The organism is Labilibaculum filiforme (assembly GCF_002843315.1).
Taxonomy (GTDB): Bacteria; Bacteroidota; Bacteroidia; order Bacteroidales; family Marinifilaceae; genus Labilibaculum; species Labilibaculum filiforme.
The window spans coordinates 255371-272781 of the sequence record NZ_MVDD01000005.1; the positions used below are offsets into that span (position 1 = coordinate 255371).

Sequence of the window (17411 nt, forward strand, 5' to 3'; positions counted from 1 at the left end):
TTATCGTCCCATTAGCACTAAAAGAACATTAATGTCACTAGGCGAAACACCCGATATTCGGGACGCTTGACCGATAGTTTGAGGCCGTATTTTATCTAACTTTTGTCTTGCCTCCGTCGAAATTGATTGCAAACTTGTGTAATCAAATCGCCCTTTTATATTGATATTTTCCAAACGAGTTAACTTTTCTGCGATTAACTTTTCTCGATTAATATATCCAGAATATTTAATTAGAACCTCAGCCGCTTCTATAATTTCTTCTCGTCTATTCGGAATTGCATCCACCATTTCTTTTAATGGTGCAATATCCTCCACCAAATCCATTATTTGCACTTGAGGACGAAGAATAATATCGTACAACTTCACACCTTGCTTTAATGCAGAGGTTCCCAATTTCTCGAGTACTGGATTTAAGAATTTCGGCTTACAGCTAAACTCTTTACAAAAGGTAACTAATTTATCTCTATATTCAATTTTCTCTTCTAGTAAATCCATTCTTTTCTGTCCTACTAATCCTAACTTAAAAGCCTTAGGACTTAGACGAAAATCAGCATCATCTTGTCTTAGTAATATTCGATATTCAGCTCTCGAGGTAAACATCCGATATGGCTCGTCCACTCCTTTAGTAACCAAATCATCGATTAAAACACCAATATAAGCTTCGTCTCTATTTAAAGTAAAAGCCTCTTTTCCTTGTACCAATAAACTGGCATTTATTCCTGCCATCATTCCTTGTGCACCCGCCTCTTCGTAACCAGTAGTACCATTAATCTGACCAGCAAAAAATAAGTTCGCTACCAATTTTGTTTCCAAAGTATGATGTAACTGTGTTGGATCAAAATAGTCATACTCGATTGCATAGCCCGGACGATACATTTTTACATTTTCTAAGCCTGGAACTTTTTGAAGTGCTTTTAACTGAACATCCCAAGGAAGACTTGACGAAAACCCGTTGATATAATACTCGTGAGTATGTTCCCCTTCTGGCTCTAGAAAGAGTAGGTGTTCTTGCTTCTCGGCAAAAGTAGAAAGTTTAGACTCAATACTCGGACAATATCTCGGACCAGTACTTTGAATAGTTCCATTATACATGGGTGATTCTTCAAAACCTTCTCTAAGTCTATCGTGAACTTCAAGATTCGTATAGGTAATATAACATGGTCTTTGAGTAAGAATACGGTCGACATGATCGGTTAGGTATGAAAACTGGTAAAATCCTTCTTCCCCATCCTGTCTTTTCATTGCCGAAAAATCGATACTTCTACCATCTAAACGTGCAGGAGTTCCGGTTTTCATTCTACCAACCTCAAAGCCAATTCCCTTTAATTGTTCACTAATTCCAACCGATACAGGTTCTGCTGTTCTACCCCCTTTTTCTTGATTTTTTCCAATGTGCATTAATCCATTAAGAAATGTACCATTGGTTAATATTACCGTTTTAGCCGTAATATCAATTCCTAATTTGGTACTTACTCCAACAGCCTTGCCATCCTCTATAATAACTCCAACAACGGCATCCTGCCACATGTCCAAATTAGCTGTATTTTCCACAATTTTCCTCCATTCCGAAGAAAAAATCATTCTATCGCACTGTGATCTTGGACTCCACATAGCAGGTCCTTTAGAGCGATTAAGCATACGAAACTGTATAGATGATCGATCTGTAACAATCCCTGTGAACCCGCCCAAAGCGTCTAATTCACGCACAATTTGACCTTTCGCAATTCCGCCAATAGCAGGATTACAAGACATTTGCGCAATTTTATTCATATCCATGGTAACCAAAAGAACCGAAGAACCTAGGTTTGCCGCAGCTGTTGCCGCCTCACATCCGGCATGACCGGCACCCACTACTATAACATCATACTTTGGCAACATATATTAAAAGATATTTGTATTCATTATTCCTTGATTAAGGCAAAAGTAACCATTTACCTATACTCCTAAATATCAGCACGTTACGAATATCCACATTCGTAATAAACATCTAATATTCAGAACAGTAAACTAAAAAAATTTCACAAATTTAATCAATATTGGAAAGTAATGCTAATGATTCGTCTTCCTTTTGGGTCATTATTTCCTGATCCTCATCTGTTTTATCATCAATCCCCATTAAATGAAGAACTCCATGAATCATTACACGATGTAATTCCTGAAAGTAATCACATCCATATTCCTTTGCGTTATCCATCACTGTATCAATACTTATGAATAAATCTCCGGATATTATATCGGAAACCGTGTAATCAAAGGTTATGATATCGGTAAAATAATCGTGATTTAGGTGTTCACGATTCATTTCAAGCAAGTAATTATCGGAGCAGAAATAGTAATTAATCTCTCCTATTTCGAAACTATTATTAACAACAACGCGATTGATCCATTCGCTTAAACGCTTCTGATCAATCGCGGGAATACTAGTTTCACACGTATCGTAAGTAATCAACATTGTTTTTATCCAAAAATAAATTTCATTTCTACTATTGCACCATTCTCCCCAAATTCAATTTTATCGGCAAGATGATTCATTAAAAAAATACCTCTACCATGCGTCTTCTCTAAATTTTCAGGAAGTGTAGGATCAGGAATATTCGAAAAATCAAATCCTTTCCCCTCATCCCATACAACAAAACTAATCGAATCGTCATTCACATTGTATCCGATTTTCACATTTTTAGTGACATCTAGCTGGTTGCCATGTAAGATCGCATTATTCACTGCTTCAATAAGGGCAACAGAAATTTTCCCGTAAACTTCTGCACTAAGCTTGTGCGATGAAGAAATTTCATCGATGAGCTTTTCAACTCGGCTTATGTTCTCTAGTTCGGAAGGAAAGATTAGCAATTTTTCTGATTTAGTCATTATTTATTTTGATCATGTAATCCAAATACAATTTATTATAGTAGTCGAGCATTTTTACATAAGAGTCATCGAAAACACCCTCAAAATCTGTTCGTATTCTTTTATACTCAAATATTTCTGTAGGGTTACTCAATTTTATAATATTTCCAGAATTACTTTCTCTTTTCTTTTCAAAATCTTTTTCCCTATGGGCATTTTCTGCTTCTAACAAGCGAGAAAGAATTCTATTCTGCCGATTTAGGGTATTCGAATTTAGAGAAAAATTTGTTATGTCCAATTCTGTTTGGTCAATCATTTTCATGATTTCACGTAATATTTGCTCCGTTTCATCTCCAACGCCACCTTGTTGAATCATCTCTTTCAAATTTTGCTGAAACATTTCTTGTCTTTGTAAGAACTGGCCCAACTTCTCTTTGGAAGAATTTTTACCATTTCCAGCTTTCATTTCCTGAATCATCTCCTCAAGCATCTTTTTTAAAGATTGTTGTTCCGATTGCATTCCTGAAAAAGATGGTTTCCCTCCTTTTTTGTCCCCCATTTGATCTCCAGGCATGGCATTTGCCATTTGTTCCATGAGTTGCTTTAACGCTTCGGAAAGAAACAATGCTAATTCATTAACTTCAGTTAGCACTTTTTGTTGTGTAATATTCGCTTGAATTTTTCTTCGGTTATTGGCTTCGTCAAGAACCTGATCAAGATAATTACTAATATCGAATATTCTATTTCCAATTAAAGCAGCCACTTGGGGTGAGTGGGAAGATAAAGCTAATAAAGAATCTTGAATTAATAAATACTCCTCCTTTAAGCCTCCTTGTTGTTCAATCATTTTTACAAATAAAGGATTTCGGTAATCCACCATTTTATAATCGTTTAATATGGATTCCTGCTGAAACGAAAATTCCATCAAGTTATACATCAAGCGAATTAAATTATCGATATCGACAGAAAGTTGAGCACCTATACTTTTGGATAAATTAGAGTTTAATTTTTGAGCAAGCGCTTTTTGTTTTTTCGAAGTGGCTTTCATATTATTGGCAGCCTTCGAATTTTTTCCATTCTCTAACAAATTGTTTGACTCGTTCATCATTTCAGAAATAGACTGAAGATCGTCGGATGGATTTTGAAATTGATAAGGATCAGAAATACCAGAATTTTTCTCCAAAAGATTTTCAAGATCTTTTTTCAAATCTTCCCATTTTTTGCTCTCCTCAACTTGCTGAGAATTCATTTTTTCTTCCTGCTTACGCCCTAGGGTACTAATTTCTTCCTGATCATCGGCTATTTTATCGATCCTATCGATAATTTTATTCATATTAACCTCAATATCATAACGTTCTAACAAACTTAGGTTGCGATTCATTTGTTTCTGAAAATCGTCGAACGACATGTTAGTTTGGTTTCCAAGCTTGTTTAAATCTTCCGATTTAAAATCTTCGGCCAATTTGTTAAATTCTTCGAATAATTTCTGTAACTCATCATCCATAACATTTTCGAGAAGCTTTTCAATTTGCTTTTGCTTTTCCATTAGCAAAGAATCTTTCGGATTGGAAGAATTTAGTAATGGATTCTTTTTTTGATTCTCCTGCTTGATGTTATTTAGCAAATCCTCCAATTGTTTCTTTTTAGAATCGATTTGTTGAAAAATTTGTTGCTGTTGCCATTTGTCCCCAGTTCCGTCCAATAAATTTTTCTGCAGTCGTTTTATATCCTCCTGAATAGATTGACTCAAATCAATTCCCTTCTCGATTCGATTCGAAATACTATCCTGTATACTTGTGTTTAGATCGTACAACTGTTTGGAGTCTGGAATTAATAATGAAAATTGTTGCGAGCTAGTCATTTTTGGTTTGTTCACCCCATCGTTATCAAAAACTTCAAAATAATACTGCACTTGGCTTCCTTCATTTACTTCTACAGTTGCGAAATCGAAAGCGTAGTAAAACTCTTGAACACTTAAATTCTTGCTAATATTTATAGGGATATAAACCGGTAACTGATCATTAATAAGGTAACAAAACCGTAGGTTCGAAAATCCATAATCGTCTTTTAAAACGCCTTTAAAATAGTAAGCTGTTCTTACTAATGAATCTTGTATTGTCGATACCGAAATTTGCGGATAAAGATCTGGAATAACATCAATAGAGTAATTTGCAAATAACTGTTTTTCGAACTGTTCGTTTCCTACATAAATCTGATAGGCATTCTTTTGCTTGATTGTTTTTGAAAAAATAAACGTTTTTCCTTCGTTTTGTTCGTTAATTTGATTGAGCGTGTCGTTAAAGACCAACTGTACCGAATTAGTATCTTCCCCTTCTATTTTCCAGGTTAACTTGGCACCTTCGGGAACACTTATATCTCCTAAATTTTGCTCTTTTCTTACTGGTAATTTAGTATATGGAGGAGCTACTACCGCAAGTTCAAAAGTCTTTATTCCAGGCTTTAATAAAAGCTCCAATTTATAAGTTAAAGAATTTATTTTACCTGCCTGTAAATAGAAGTTGATTTCCTTATTTATATTCCTGAAAAGATAGGTAAAACCATTACTTCCCTTCTTTTTTAATAGAAATTGATTCCCTTCGGTTATCAAATAAACCTCAGCTGGAACATATTTACCTTCTGTATGTACTTCAAGTTCGAAATCCGAGCCTCTAACCACTTTCATGGATTGTTGTGCTATAACAAATTTAAAATCGGCTGGGGGGTTGTATTCCTGCCTAAAATGAACTAGACGATTAGCGCTACTGGAATACATATCTGGCAAGGCAATGTAGGTTCCTACAATTGCTACAAAGACAAGAAAAAAGTATTTTAAGTAACTAAGATTCGATTTAAAGGAGATTGCTTGTCGAAAAGGAATTAATTGAATAGATTCCATTCTTTGGTTGATACTAGCCATTAAAAGAGAGTCGTTATGAGCATCGCTTTTAGTGGTAAGTTCGGTAAGCTCCAAAGTATTAATTAATCGATCCTGTAAATCGGGAAAATATTGTGTAATGATATTAATTGCCTGTCGATAACTAATTCGACTTCCAATTTGCAACAAACCAATTATTGGCAAAATAATTAGTTTCCCAGTCACTAAAAGAACTAATAAAATCGAAAAAACAGCAAGAAACGTGCGGATGGAAACTGAAAAGTAGAGTAGATATTCGGTATAAGTTACAATCAGAAAATAAGCCAAAATCAGAACGACACTTAGCAGAATTCCCCTTAAAAGTTGATTCTGATAGTATTTGCGAATAAATCGGTCTAATTTATTTATAAAAATTTCCTGACTAGAACCCATAGTAACTACTACGTAAAAGAGTTAATTCCGATACAACCACAAAGCAGGATCTAATTTTGTACTCCCTTTCCATAATTGGAATTTAAGAACAGTTTGGCTTTGTGCCTGATCGGTATACACCACGCCAATTTTTTCTTTAGAAGTAACCGTATCCCCTTTTTTTACATTTACCGTGGATAGGTTTGAATAAACAGAGAAAAACTCTCCGTGACGAATAATGATGACATTATTGAGACCTGGCATAGAGAGAATGTGTGTTACTTCTCCTTTAAATATAGAACGACATTCTGCATTGCTATCTGTCGTGATATTTATACCGTCGTTTCGAACATTAACATGCTTTAATACTGCATGCTTGTGCTCCCCAAACTTTTCGGAGATAAACCCGGTTTTGGTTGGCCAAGGTAATTTTCCTTTATTTTGATCGAAGGAATCGGAGAGAATTTTCTCCTCGGGAGTTAAGCCAAATTTTCCTTCCCCATTATTTTTCTTGGCGGCTAATTTAGCCTGACTTTCAATAATCCGTTGAATTTCCTTCTCTAACTTTTTAGTGTAATCTTGCTGTGTTTTTAAATCATCTCTTAACTGCTTCTCGCGCTGTTTCAATTTCGAAACAATCTCTGACTGTTGTGATTTTTCTGCAGCTAAACTTTGATTTTCCTTTGTTTTATCAGTTAATAAAACAACTTTTTCGCTCTTCGTAGTTTTTAACTGCAACAAGTTTGAATTTAGAGTCTCTCTTTTAGAACCAATCAATTTACCTTGTTCTCTGCTATACTCCGAAAATTGTTGTAGGTATTTGTAACGTTTATATGCTTGGTTAAAATCTTTCGAAGACAATAAAAACATTAGTTTCTCGTGTGAATTTCGCTGCTTATATGCGTACTGGATTACTTTTGCATATTGCAATTTTAGTTTCACTAAGTCCTCTTCCAGCTCCTTTACATCGCTATTAATAGTTACAATTTGAGCATCCATAAACGTGATTTCATTCTCAATGGATTGAATCAAAGCTTCTCTCGACTTAATTCTTTGAGTTAATATATTTAATTGCCCTAATGTTACATTTTTATTCTTTAGCGTATTGGAAAGCAAAGTATTGGTATATGCAATATCCTTCGCATTCTGATCCTTTCTTTTCTTCAATGTAGAAAGATCGTGTTGCGAAAAAGCATCTACTGAAACTAGAAACAGCAATGCAATTACTAAGTAGACTATTTTATTAAAGCTTAATTCTCTAATTCCCATAGGACTTTTATGGATAAATTTGCTCGTATTTTTCGGGGATTGTAAACGAAAACCGCAGTTCTTCACTAAATGTAATCTTGTTAAATTTAATGTTACAAGATAATAAATGTTTTGGATCCTTTACTTCAAAAGTTAAGCGTTGAGGAAACTTCCTGTTTTCAAAAACGGTAAAATCCCGATACTTTACAGCAATGTCTCTCGAGGCATCAAATTCTTTTACATTAATATCGGTAATCCTCATTAAAGAAGGATCAATATCTACTCTTTGATAGTTAAACCGATTCAATTTTTCGAGCTTATCCTTTTTTAACTTTCGATCAATCTTTCTGGCCTTATCGGATATAAAAACATATTTATTCTCGATAATTTTTCCATTAAACGATCGAATAAATGCCTTTTCTTTCTCTTCATTATCCATTCTAAAAATAGAATTGGTAAGTATACTTTGAAAAGAATAAAAGTCTAAATCAAGATTCAATTTATCCGAAAAGAAGCCAAAATCATCAATAAAGTAAGTCTTCTTCAACCGATCAATCATCTTTACCGAATCGGGGGTAATTAGTAAACGGGCAACTGGTATTCCAACAGAAGCTGTTATATCGATCCAAATAATACTATCCTTTTCAATTTTGATCGAGCCTTTAAAGCTTTTTGTTATTCCATCCACCGAAAAACTTGCAGTGAAACGTTTCACATACAAACTCTTATAATTTAAACTACTATCCAGTAATTCAGTATATAATTTATTATCGGATATTGGTTTTGCCTTCTCAACCCCTAACTCATAAAAAGATTTACAGGAAAACTGAAAAAGGGCAATAATAACAATTAAAGCCCTCACCACAGTTTTTGTATTAATTTTATTGCTCATCTTGTTCCGTCTCCTCAGGAATAATCCCTGTTTTAATCTTTTCGGCCAAATACATTGAACCTTCACCTATTTCTTTCGCTTTTTTCCACTCCTCTAAGGCTTTTTCTTTACTGCCTAAACGAAAAAGTATATCTCCGTAATGTTCGACAATTACAGGAGATTCTCCTCCACCAAATTCGAGCGCTTTCTCTAACACCGTTTTCGCATTTTGAAACTCTCCCATCCGAAACAGAACCCATCCATGTGTATCCAGATAAGTAGAATTTTCAGCCTCTAGACTTACACAAAGAGAACTCATTTTTTTAGCTTTTTCCAATTCTTCGCCTTTCACCGACAAATAGTAGCTGTAATTATTCAATACAACAACATTTTCGGGTTCAAATAGCAATACATCATCGTAGGCTTTAAAAGCCTTTTTTGCATCGCCCATTTGGTAATATGCATCGCCAAGGTATGTTTTAAACTGTACCCGTAATTTTACATTTCCACCAATGTAAGCAAACCCTTCCTCTAAAGTTTCAATAGCTACTTTATACTCCTCTTTTTGAGCCGCAGCAACACCTTTAAAAATATATAGGAGTGGTTGACTAGGGAAATATTTTAATGCTTCTGAACTTTCCTTAAACATACTTTCAAAATCCAACATGTCGTTGTCGATTAAAAGCAATTCTTCCCAAACCACATAGTTTGTTTTCTCCTCTTCGAGTACTTTTCGCAAATGAAATCGGGCGCCCTCATTGTCTTTTCTTTTCCGAAGAAAATCGGCATATAAGGCATGAACTCGTACTTGACCAGGATGAACTTCGACTAATTTGTCTAATAATTCTTTCAGATATTCATCGGACAAGCTTTCATTTTCACCATTCATTAAAATGGAAATTAGGAATTGAATTTTTTGATCCGATTCAATTTCAGAATTACTAAACGCCTTAAAAAGAGACACATTACTTTTTTCTATTTCGCCTTTTTTACGATAAAAATCGGCTAAATAGAAATGAACCAACCCATTTTCCGGGTCAATTTTCAGTATTTTTTCGTACTGTTCAAATGCCTTTTCCTCTTGTTTATCCTCGGTATATAAATCGGCTAACATTCCATAAAAATCAGCTCGATATGGATTCTTCTTGATTAATTTTTGAATTTCGGCATAAGCCATTTTACGATTACCGGCAGCAATATACAAACGCTCTTTTTCTAAGGAAACACCTTCCTGAATACCTTCTTTTTTCTCCAAACGATCATACACCTCAATGGCTTCGTCGAATTTTTCAACCGAAGCAAATATAGCAGCCTGCATATAGTAAAAGTCGTACCGTTCGGGATGCATTTCAACCAACTCGTCGTAAACAGCGCAAGCTTGTTCCATCATTCCTTTTTTCTGATAGATATTCGCTAACTGAATTTGATACCAGATATTTAATGGTTGCAAAGAAACTGCACCTCGGGATAACTCCAATGCACTAGTAAAATCTTCTTGACTCATATAGATATTTGCCAATTCGTAACGAACAACAGCACTCGACGGATCAATTTTTAGACAGGTTGCATACAAAGAGAGACCTTTATCTAACTCTTGCAACAATACAGCCTTTGTTGCCTCTGTAAAAGCAAAATCAAACTCTAACTTTTGAGCCTCAGTTAATTTCACCTCTTTCTGTACTTTTTCTTTTTTAGGCATAGCCGTAATTCCCCCTGCAAACACAGAGCTCAACGTCAAACTACTAACAAGAATTGCTATCAAAAATTTACATCCCTCCTTCATCCATCTTTATTTTGAAAAGGTCGCAAAATCACCAACATTCCATTCCGAAACATCTCCTTGTATATCCACAAAATTACCTATCATAGAATTTTCGAGGTTTAAGTTTTCAAGGTTTGAATTTCGCTGAATAATTGAGTTACGAACCAAAGTATTACTTACTGTTGTATTTGCACCTACCGAAACGTGCGGTCCAATTACAGAATTCTTAATTTTCACATTTTCTCCAATATAACATGGAGGTATAATAATAGAATTTACGGCTGTAGCCGAAGCACAAACCAATTCATCCTCTTTATGATATTCCAATATTCGTTGATTGGTATGAACTGTTGCATCTTTATTTCCACAATCCATCCATTCAATAACTTGTCCTGGTTTAAAGGTTAACCCTTTATTTTTCATATTTTCCAAGGCATCTGTAAGCTGATATTCACCATTTACAAGCACCTTATTTTTCAATAGGTATTCTAATTCATCTCTTAGATTATCGCCATCTTTGAAATAATAGATTCCTATGATTGCAAGATCGGACACGAAATTTTTTGGCTTCTCAACAAAGTCAGTAATATTATTCTTGTCGTCAATTTTCACCACTCCAAAAGCAGATGGATCGGCAACTTTTTGCACCCAGATCACACTATCGGCTTCGGCATCTAAAACGAAATCGGCTTTGAACAAAGTATCGGCGAAAGCAACAACAACCTTGTCGGATAAAGAAGGTGCTGCGCAAAAAATAGCATGAGCCGTTCCTAAGGCTTCTTCCTGATAGTAAATGCTGGCTTTTGCTCCAATATTTTTAGCAATACCACGTAATCTATCTTCAACATCCTTGCCAAAATCACCAATAATAAAGGCTATTTCATCAATTGCCTCGTCGGAAACTTTTGCAATTTCTTCGACAAGTCGTTGAACGATAGGCTTTCCTGCAATAGGAATTAAAGGTTTTGGCACTGTTAATGTATGAGGACGCATGCGTTTCCCCATTCCAGCCATTGGAACAATTATCTTCATCTTTTTAAAATATCTAGTAGTAGTGAATTGTAAAATAACTAAAAAACGGATCAAATGTACAGTTTTGCAATTAGTTTTGATCCAAATTAATAATTTTTAACGCATTAAGCTTTTCCTGTATGTCCGAAACCTCCGGCACCTCTTTCAGAAGCTTCCAGATCCTCCACCGCTTCCCAACTAACAGTTTCGTGTGCAGCAACAACCATTTGACAGATTCGATCGCCATCTTTTATTTCTACGGAACTATTGGAGAGATTTGCAAGAATCACACCTATTTCCCCTCTATAATCCGCATCAATAGTTCCAGGTGAATTCAAAACGGTAATGCCTTCTTTTAAAGCCATTCCAGAACGAGGACGAATTTGAGCTTCATATCCAACAGGAAGTTCAATAAATAATCCTGTTTTTATCAATTTTCGTTCTAGTGATTCTAGAATAACAGGCTCATCAAGATTAGCTCTTAGATCCATACCTGCAGATAACTCGGTACTGTATTTTGGTAGATCGTGTTTCGATTTATTAACGATTTTAACTTTCATCTATTTTTTATTTTTATTATTTGATCGACGGAACTTACTTTATAATTCTCTATTTATAAATATAAATAACGTGATACATGGCTTCTATCTAATGACTTCAGCTTAAAGAATGTTTGATTTTTTTTTCGAATGGCTAAGATACATTTTTCAAATTTCTTATGAAAGGCAAGTTTACCTACTTATTTCCTTTTCCTTTTATCCCAACTATTTTTCCTAAAGAATGCCACAAGTGCTCTTTTTGAATTACTACAATAATAAAAATTAAAAGCAAAGGCGTTTTTGCAGCCATTTTTGCCCATTCGTTTTCTAATGGTATATAGCCAGCCACAACAAATAAAATTGCAGCCAGTAAGAAATAGAGTAATATTCGTTTTAAATCGTATGGAACCGGATAGTACTTTTGTCCGGCGATATAGGATATCACCGTAATTGAGACAAAGCATACTAGAACAGCGTATGCTGCTCCCATGTATCCAAATATAGGGACTAAGAGTACATTTAATGCAATGGTAATTACCGCTCCAATAATAGCTATATAGGCTCCCATTCTGGTTTTATCTGTTAACTTATACCATAAGGACAAAGAGAAAAAGATTCCAAAAAATAGATTGGCGAGTAGCACATAAGGCACCATTCCTAATCCTTCGTGATAACGAGTATCAATCAGAATTTTTACAATATCGAGGTAAAACATCACGCCAAGAAAAATAATTAGACCAAGAATGACAAAATACTTTAAGACTTCGGCATACACTTGTTTTGAATTTTGCTCCTTAGACTGTGAAAAGAAAAAGGGTTCGAAAGAATACCGAAATGCTTGAATAAACAAAGTCATAATTACGGCTAATTTGTAATTTGCTCCATAAATACCTGTTTGATACAAAGGATTTTGAGATTCCGGAATTAACTCCGGCATGATCATTTTATCCAAATTTATATTAAGCGTTCCACAAATACTCACCACTAATATTGGCGATGAATAAGCAAGTATTTTTAAAAGCAATTTACGATCTAAGCATAACTTCACCTTTAAAATATCAGGTAACAACAGAAGTAAATTTATGAAACTAGAAACAAATATGGCCAGAAAGATATATCCAATTCCAAATTCAGGATTCCAGACTTTTGTGATTGGCACTTCAGGAAAATGGTGGTAAATCCAAGGACAAAGCACAAGGAAGAAAAGATTTATTCCTAAGTTAATTCCTATATTAATTAACTTTAATCCGGCATACCGAAACGCTTTGTTTTCCTGACGCAACTTTGCAAATGGCAATGCTGTTATTGCATCGAATCCTAATGTAAGCGCGAGCAATACAATAAAACTCTTATTTGTAGGAACGTCGAAAAATACAGAAAGTGGATTTAAAAAACCTGCAATTACAATCCAAAATAAAAAACTGGTAGTGATTAGAGAAATAAATCCCGTTGAAAAAGTAGTGTCACTCTCTTTTTCCCTACTTGCAAATCGAAAATAGCCAGTTTCCATTCCATAGGTTAGAACAACTAGCAGTATGGCAACATAGGACATTAGATTGGTAACAATTCCATAGTCTTCCGGAATAAATAATTTCGTGTACAATGGTACCAATAACCAATTTAGTAATCGTCCAATTATGGTACTTATCCCATAAATAGCGGTTTCGCCGGCAAGTTTTTTAAGAGGATTCAAATCGAATGATTTAGTGCGTTAAACTTGGCAAATATATGATAATTTTATTTTTCATTTTGTAAAGTGCCTGAAAATGAATTCGTAATTGTTCCACGTGGAGCAATTCTTTTTTTTCTAAGAAAAAGACCGTTCGGTATTTATATCAAAAATAAATAAGCCTTACACAAACGATTTCGATGGAAATATTTGATAATTTGAGTCTTATAACCGACTGAAACACTTTTTTATCCCAATTATTTTTTTCACTTTTGTTGCCATACGCGTTAAGGAACGTTTATGTTAGTGTTTGTTGTTTAAGTATTTTGTGAAAATCCTGGCCTCTCGGTCAGGATTCTTCTTTTTTATAGCCCTTTGTATTTTTGATAAAGCCTATCGAATACTTTTTCCAAATGGTGTTAAAGCAAAACCTGCAAGCTTAACATGTTGCATAGCAAAAGGAATTCCAATTATTGTAATCGCAAACAGAAGTGCAAATAACAAATGCGTTAAAGCGATCCACAAACCTCCAATAAAAATCCAGATAATATTTAGAAGAATACTTAAGCATCCACCTGCATGCTCATTGTGTTCCACTCTTTGTCCGAAAGGAGCAAGCCCCAATATGGATAATTGTATTATTTTTAAACCAAATGGAATTCCGACAATCGTTAAACACATTAAGAATCCACATATAATGTATTCGATAAAAATGAATATACCCCCAAAAATGATCCAAATAATATTGCCAATTAAACTCATTATATTTCTTTTTATAATTATTAATAATGAAATGTAATTCCGAATTGCAGCACAAAATCTGGAGCAGTATTTACAATAATATCCTCGGCGAAAGCCAGAGATAACGCAATTTCTTTCTTAATAAAATACTCTGTTCCAATTACTAATTGTGCCGAAGACTTACCCAATTGTTTTAAATTAGTTTTTCCGTAAAAACTTGAGTGAAAGTCTATTTGCGATTTAAAATACAAGTGGTTGTTGGTATTAAAAACCAAGCCAAAGCTTCCAAAACCAACATTTTCACATAATTTATCCTGTAAAAGTGCTCCTTTACTTATTCGCAAATATCCTCCCGAATAGTAGAAAGAGAATTCATTTCGCTGTGGTATAGAATTAATTGTACCAGCTAACTGAGCCCCGAAATCCCACGTTCCACTACCTACTAAATTATTCTTATTGCCACTGGGAACTTTAAGAAACGAACGTAAAGAAAGATCGTGTTTTTGGTTTGTCACAATAGGTAATCCCATGCTAAAAGTAATATCCCCAATGCTTAATTTACTTTTATTCATCTCAAAAACCACTTCCTCCTCTTCCATGAAAAAATAAGCTAATTCGTCCGTGGGCATCAATACTCTCGATTTACCAGGCAAGTTGAACACTTCGTGCCAATTACTTATAAATGCGTCCATTACACCGCCCGAATGTTTAACTACCGGTATAGAAACTCCAAGTTCAAAATTGGTAAACAGCCCATAACTAAATACAAGCTCGTTTCGATACATTTCGCCATCCAAATAAATAGTTTCTTCCTCTATTTGTGCGCTAGTGGCATTATTGGCTATATTAAAATAGTTGCCGAATAAGAAGGCATTCTTTTCGAGAACTGCTCCTCCTGAGTTGGTAGGAATGGCAAAAAAGTGAACTAATGGACCTTGGTTATGCGTTTGAACCGGTCTCACCGCGTGCTGACCATGTGCGTAATTAGCAAAAAATACAATTGTTAAAAAAAAAAATCCGATACTCCTCATGAACACTTTGGGCCTGATAAATAGAATCAAAGTGTCAAATCTACAAATTATTCAACAACTTTCCATACTAAAGCGGCAGCTCCAATTACCCCAGAATTACCTTCCACTGAAGAAAGTAGTAATTGTGTTCTCCCTTTAAAAACAGATAAAAGGTTCTGTTCCATGTGGTAGTATGTAGGTTCTAAAAGCAAACTGCCAGCTTTCGATAATCCGCCCGAAAGAAATATTGCTTCTGGATTATTTAATGCAATTACATTTGCCAAAGCAATTCCCAAAATTTTCCCGGTAAATTCAAAAGCTTCTATTGCTATTTTATCGCCAGCATGAGCTTCAATTGCCAATCTTTTAGCACTCATTCTGCTAAAAGGAACATTTCTTAATTCGCTTGGATAGGAGAACTTTGCGAATAGTTTACTTACTGTTCTTTTAATTCCGGTAGCTGATGCATAAGTTTCCAAACATCCCAATCTTCCACAACCACAATGTCTTCCCTCCGGACGAACAATCATATGTCCCATTTCCCCTGCAAAACCAGTGTGTCCATATACCAATTCACCATTAACCACAATTCCTGATCCTAAACCTGTTCCCAAGGTTAAGACCATAAAATTTTTCATTCCCACGGCTCCCCCAAATAACATTTCGGCCATGGCAGATGCATTTGCGTCGTTGGTAACAAACACCGGAACTTTAATTCGTTGATTCAAAAGTTTTCCTAGTTCGAATCGTCCTTTCCAGGGTAAATTAGACGCATCCTGAATGCACTGATCCAAATAATTTGCATTGGGAGCACCAACTCCTATTCCCACCAAATCGCAATTTAACTTTTGCGTGAGCAATAAAATGCGGTCGCACAAATCGTCGATGAAAATAGAGAATATCGAATATTTTTTTGTGAAAATAAAATCTTCAGCAAGTATATTCCCCTTCTTATCGACCAAACCAAAAACCGTATTTGTTCCACCAATATCTATCCCAACCGCTAGCTTTTGCATATTATTTTGATTTTATATCCAAGTTTATGGGAAATAGAAAAGCCAACGATATTCCTAATATTAATCTGATATAAAGCTACATACGCTCTTTAATTAAAGACCGAATCGGATTAAAAATACGTTGCAATAATCGAAGATCTTCCGTAATTATTTCTGCCTGACCTTCAATTTGTTGTGCAAAGTCGAGCTCGATACCATAGTTGGTAACTAAGCCTTTTGGGAAATCAACATCTAAACTGTATTTCTGATCCTCTGGTACTTTAGATATGGATCGAATGGTTCCTTCCAGCATCCCATATTCAAGATAAGGATAATTATTAAGTTTTATATTCACTCGTTGTCCTATTTTTACTTTACCGGCTCCTTGCACTCCCAATTCCACTCTAGCTATAATTTTGGTAGCATCTGATGGTAAAACAGTGAAAACTCTTTCTCCTGACTTCACATTTTGATTGGAACTATAGAAACGATTAAAAGTAACTTTCCCATCGATTGGAGAAGTAAGAATATATTGCTGTTCCCAAATAGTAATTTGCGCTTTCAGATTATCGAAGCCTTGAATAAGCAGATTTTGCAACTCTTTTCGCTCCCTTTCCTTTTGCAATTCTAAATCGATAATTTGCTGATTTACTTCCGAAATATTAATTTGGGTAGCTGCTAACGAAGAACGCGTTCCATGAAAGGAATAATTTTGCTCCAAAAATTGTTTTCGCGCATTTTGGTAATCGGAATGTGAAATTACTCCTCGAACAAATAAGCTAGAGTCGCGAATAAATTGTTTTTTAGAAATACCTAACTCTGTTTCCGAAATCTCTTTTTGTTGGTATTGCCTGTTGTAATATAAATTGTATTTACTAATTTGATCCTTATAAGCTATAATTTTGCGATCGTAATAATCCAAATCGAAAAAACGTTGATAATCAACATAGGCTTTTAAAAAACTATTGTAATAAACTTGAATTTCGCCCAAGCGAAGGTTAGCCTCCAGTAAATTCGACTCAATTCCCTCAATACCCGACAGATGAGTATGAAATTCGTTCATCTTTTCTTTTAGCAGAAAAACATCCTCGTTCACTGCAGGATTCTCTATAATCGCAAGCAGCTCCCCCTTTTTCACCACTTGATTATCGGTAACATATAATTTTTGAATTTGTCCGGATGAACGAGCAACTAACTCGGCTGGCGGATTAAGCGTAGTAAGAACCAACTTGGAGTATATAATATCCGGATACCGGAAAAACCAACTTCCAACTACTACTGCAATAATCACGACAAAGAAAAGCGTGGTTCCACTACGAATAATCCAACTAGGCATTCGTTGCAAAATCTCCTTTACTTCATCCGATCGTAATTCAATATTTGTATCCTTCTCCATAAGATGTAGATGCTGATTAAATTTATGACGCTGATTTTT

General features: G+C 34.9%; 14 protein-coding genes. All 14 read right to left on the reverse strand.

Annotation, left to right across the window (positions count from 1 at the left end; all coding sequences use genetic code 11):
• Positions 1-1878 (reverse strand): tRNA uridine-5-carboxymethylaminomethyl(34) synthesis enzyme MnmG, encoded by a 1878-nt coding sequence (mnmG, locus tag BZG02_RS09195; RefSeq protein ID WP_101261127.1) that lies wholly within the window; start codon positions 1876-1878, stop codon positions 1-3.
• Between the two features lie 148 nt (positions 1879-2026).
• Positions 2027-2452, reverse strand: coding sequence for an rRNA maturation RNase YbeY (ybeY, locus tag BZG02_RS09200; protein ID WP_101261128.1), 426 nt, complete (start codon positions 2450-2452; stop codon positions 2027-2029).
• A 5-nt stretch (positions 2453-2457) separates the two neighbouring features.
• A complete protein-coding gene (locus BZG02_RS09205) occupies positions 2458-2865 on the reverse strand; it encodes an ATP-binding protein (protein WP_101261129.1) in 408 nt (135 codons plus the stop codon).
• Entirely contained in the window at positions 2858-6151 is a 3294-nt protein-coding gene (locus BZG02_RS09210) for a DUF4175 family protein (protein WP_101261130.1), read from the reverse strand. The genes BZG02_RS09205 and BZG02_RS09210 overlap by 8 nt, the downstream gene beginning before the upstream one ends.
• Before the next feature lie 21 nt (positions 6152-6172).
• A complete protein-coding gene (locus tag BZG02_RS09215; RefSeq protein WP_101261131.1) occupies positions 6173-7399 on the reverse strand; it encodes a murein hydrolase activator EnvC family protein in 1227 nt (408 codons plus the stop codon).
• Between the two features lie 7 nt (positions 7400-7406).
• Complete coding sequence (gene lolB1 / locus BZG02_RS09220) at positions 7407-8270, reverse strand: lipoprotein insertase outer membrane protein LolB1 (protein ID WP_101261132.1); 864 nt, start codon at positions 8268-8270, stop codon at positions 7407-7409.
• A complete protein-coding gene (locus BZG02_RS09225; protein WP_101261133.1) occupies positions 8260-10032 on the reverse strand; it encodes a tetratricopeptide repeat protein in 1773 nt (590 codons plus the stop codon). The genes lolB1 and BZG02_RS09225 overlap by 11 nt, the downstream gene beginning before the upstream one ends.
• 6 nt (positions 10033-10038) lie before the next feature.
• Positions 10039-11043, reverse strand: a complete 1005-nt coding sequence (locus BZG02_RS09230; protein WP_101261134.1) for a sugar phosphate nucleotidyltransferase — start codon at positions 11041-11043, stop codon at positions 10039-10041.
• A 104-nt stretch (positions 11044-11147) separates the two neighbouring features.
• Positions 11148-11582, reverse strand: a complete 435-nt coding sequence (dut, locus tag BZG02_RS09235) for a dUTP diphosphatase (RefSeq protein ID WP_101261135.1) — start codon at positions 11580-11582, stop codon at positions 11148-11150.
• A gap of 175 nt (positions 11583-11757) precedes the next feature.
• Positions 11758-13254: an oligosaccharide flippase family protein gene (locus BZG02_RS09240; RefSeq protein WP_101261136.1), complete on the reverse strand. Its 1497-nt coding sequence runs from the start codon at positions 13252-13254 to the stop codon at positions 11758-11760.
• Positions 13255-13623: 369 nt separating this feature from the next.
• Positions 13624-13992 carry a YccF domain-containing protein gene (locus BZG02_RS09245; protein ID WP_101261137.1) on the reverse strand — a complete coding sequence of 123 codons (369 nt, stop codon included), beginning with the start codon at positions 13990-13992 and terminating at the stop codon, positions 13624-13626.
• 20 nt (positions 13993-14012) lie between these two features.
• Positions 14013-15002: a DUF3187 family protein gene (locus BZG02_RS09250; RefSeq protein WP_101261138.1), complete on the reverse strand. Its 990-nt coding sequence runs from the start codon at positions 15000-15002 to the stop codon at positions 14013-14015.
• 47 nt (positions 15003-15049) lie between these two features.
• A complete protein-coding gene (locus BZG02_RS09255; protein ID WP_101261139.1) occupies positions 15050-15997 on the reverse strand; it encodes an ROK family protein in 948 nt (315 codons plus the stop codon).
• Between the two features lie 76 nt (positions 15998-16073).
• Positions 16074-17372: an HlyD family secretion protein gene (locus BZG02_RS09260; protein WP_101261140.1), complete on the reverse strand. Its 1299-nt coding sequence runs from the start codon at positions 17370-17372 to the stop codon at positions 16074-16076.
• Between the last annotated feature and the right edge of the window lie 39 nt (positions 17373-17411).

What these genes read in the sequence shown, in the direction of transcription:
- BZG02_RS09215 (WP_101261131.1), bottom strand. Translation starts at nt 7,399, where the DNA reads ATGGGAATTAGAGAATTAAGCTTTAATAAAATAGTCTACTTAGTAATT.
- BZG02_RS09225 (WP_101261133.1), bottom strand. Translation starts at nt 10,032, where the DNA reads ATGAAGGAGGGATGTAAATTTTTGATAGCAATTCTTGTTAGTAGTTTG.
- BZG02_RS09255 (WP_101261139.1), bottom strand. Translation starts at nt 15,997, where the DNA reads ATGCAAAAGCTAGCGGTTGGGATAGATATTGGTGGAACAAATACGGTT.
- dut (WP_101261135.1), bottom strand. Translation starts at nt 11,582, where the DNA reads ATGAAAGTTAAAATCGTTAATAAATCGAAACACGATCTACCAAAATAC.
- BZG02_RS09260 (WP_101261140.1), bottom strand. Translation starts at nt 17,372, where the DNA reads ATGGAGAAGGATACAAATATTGAATTACGATCGGATGAAGTAAAGGAG.
- BZG02_RS09230 (WP_101261134.1), bottom strand. Translation starts at nt 11,043, where the DNA reads ATGAAGATAATTGTTCCAATGGCTGGAATGGGGAAACGCATGCGTCCT.
- BZG02_RS09250 (WP_101261138.1), bottom strand. Translation starts at nt 15,002, where the DNA reads ATGAGGAGTATCGGATTTTTTTTTTTAACAATTGTATTTTTTGCTAAT.
- BZG02_RS09245 (WP_101261137.1), bottom strand. Translation starts at nt 13,992, where the DNA reads ATGAGTTTAATTGGCAATATTATTTGGATCATTTTTGGGGGTATATTC.
- mnmG (WP_101261127.1), bottom strand. Translation starts at nt 1,878, where the DNA reads ATGTTGCCAAAGTATGATGTTATAGTAGTGGGTGCCGGTCATGCCGGA.
- lolB1 (WP_101261132.1), bottom strand. Translation starts at nt 8,270, where the DNA reads ATGAGCAATAAAATTAATACAAAAACTGTGGTGAGGGCTTTAATTGTT.
- BZG02_RS09205 (WP_101261129.1), bottom strand. Translation starts at nt 2,865, where the DNA reads ATGACTAAATCAGAAAAATTGCTAATCTTTCCTTCCGAACTAGAGAAC.
- ybeY (WP_101261128.1), bottom strand. Translation starts at nt 2,452, where the DNA reads ATGTTGATTACTTACGATACGTGTGAAACTAGTATTCCCGCGATTGAT.
- BZG02_RS09210 (WP_101261130.1), bottom strand. Translation starts at nt 6,151, where the DNA reads ATGGGTTCTAGTCAGGAAATTTTTATAAATAAATTAGACCGATTTATT.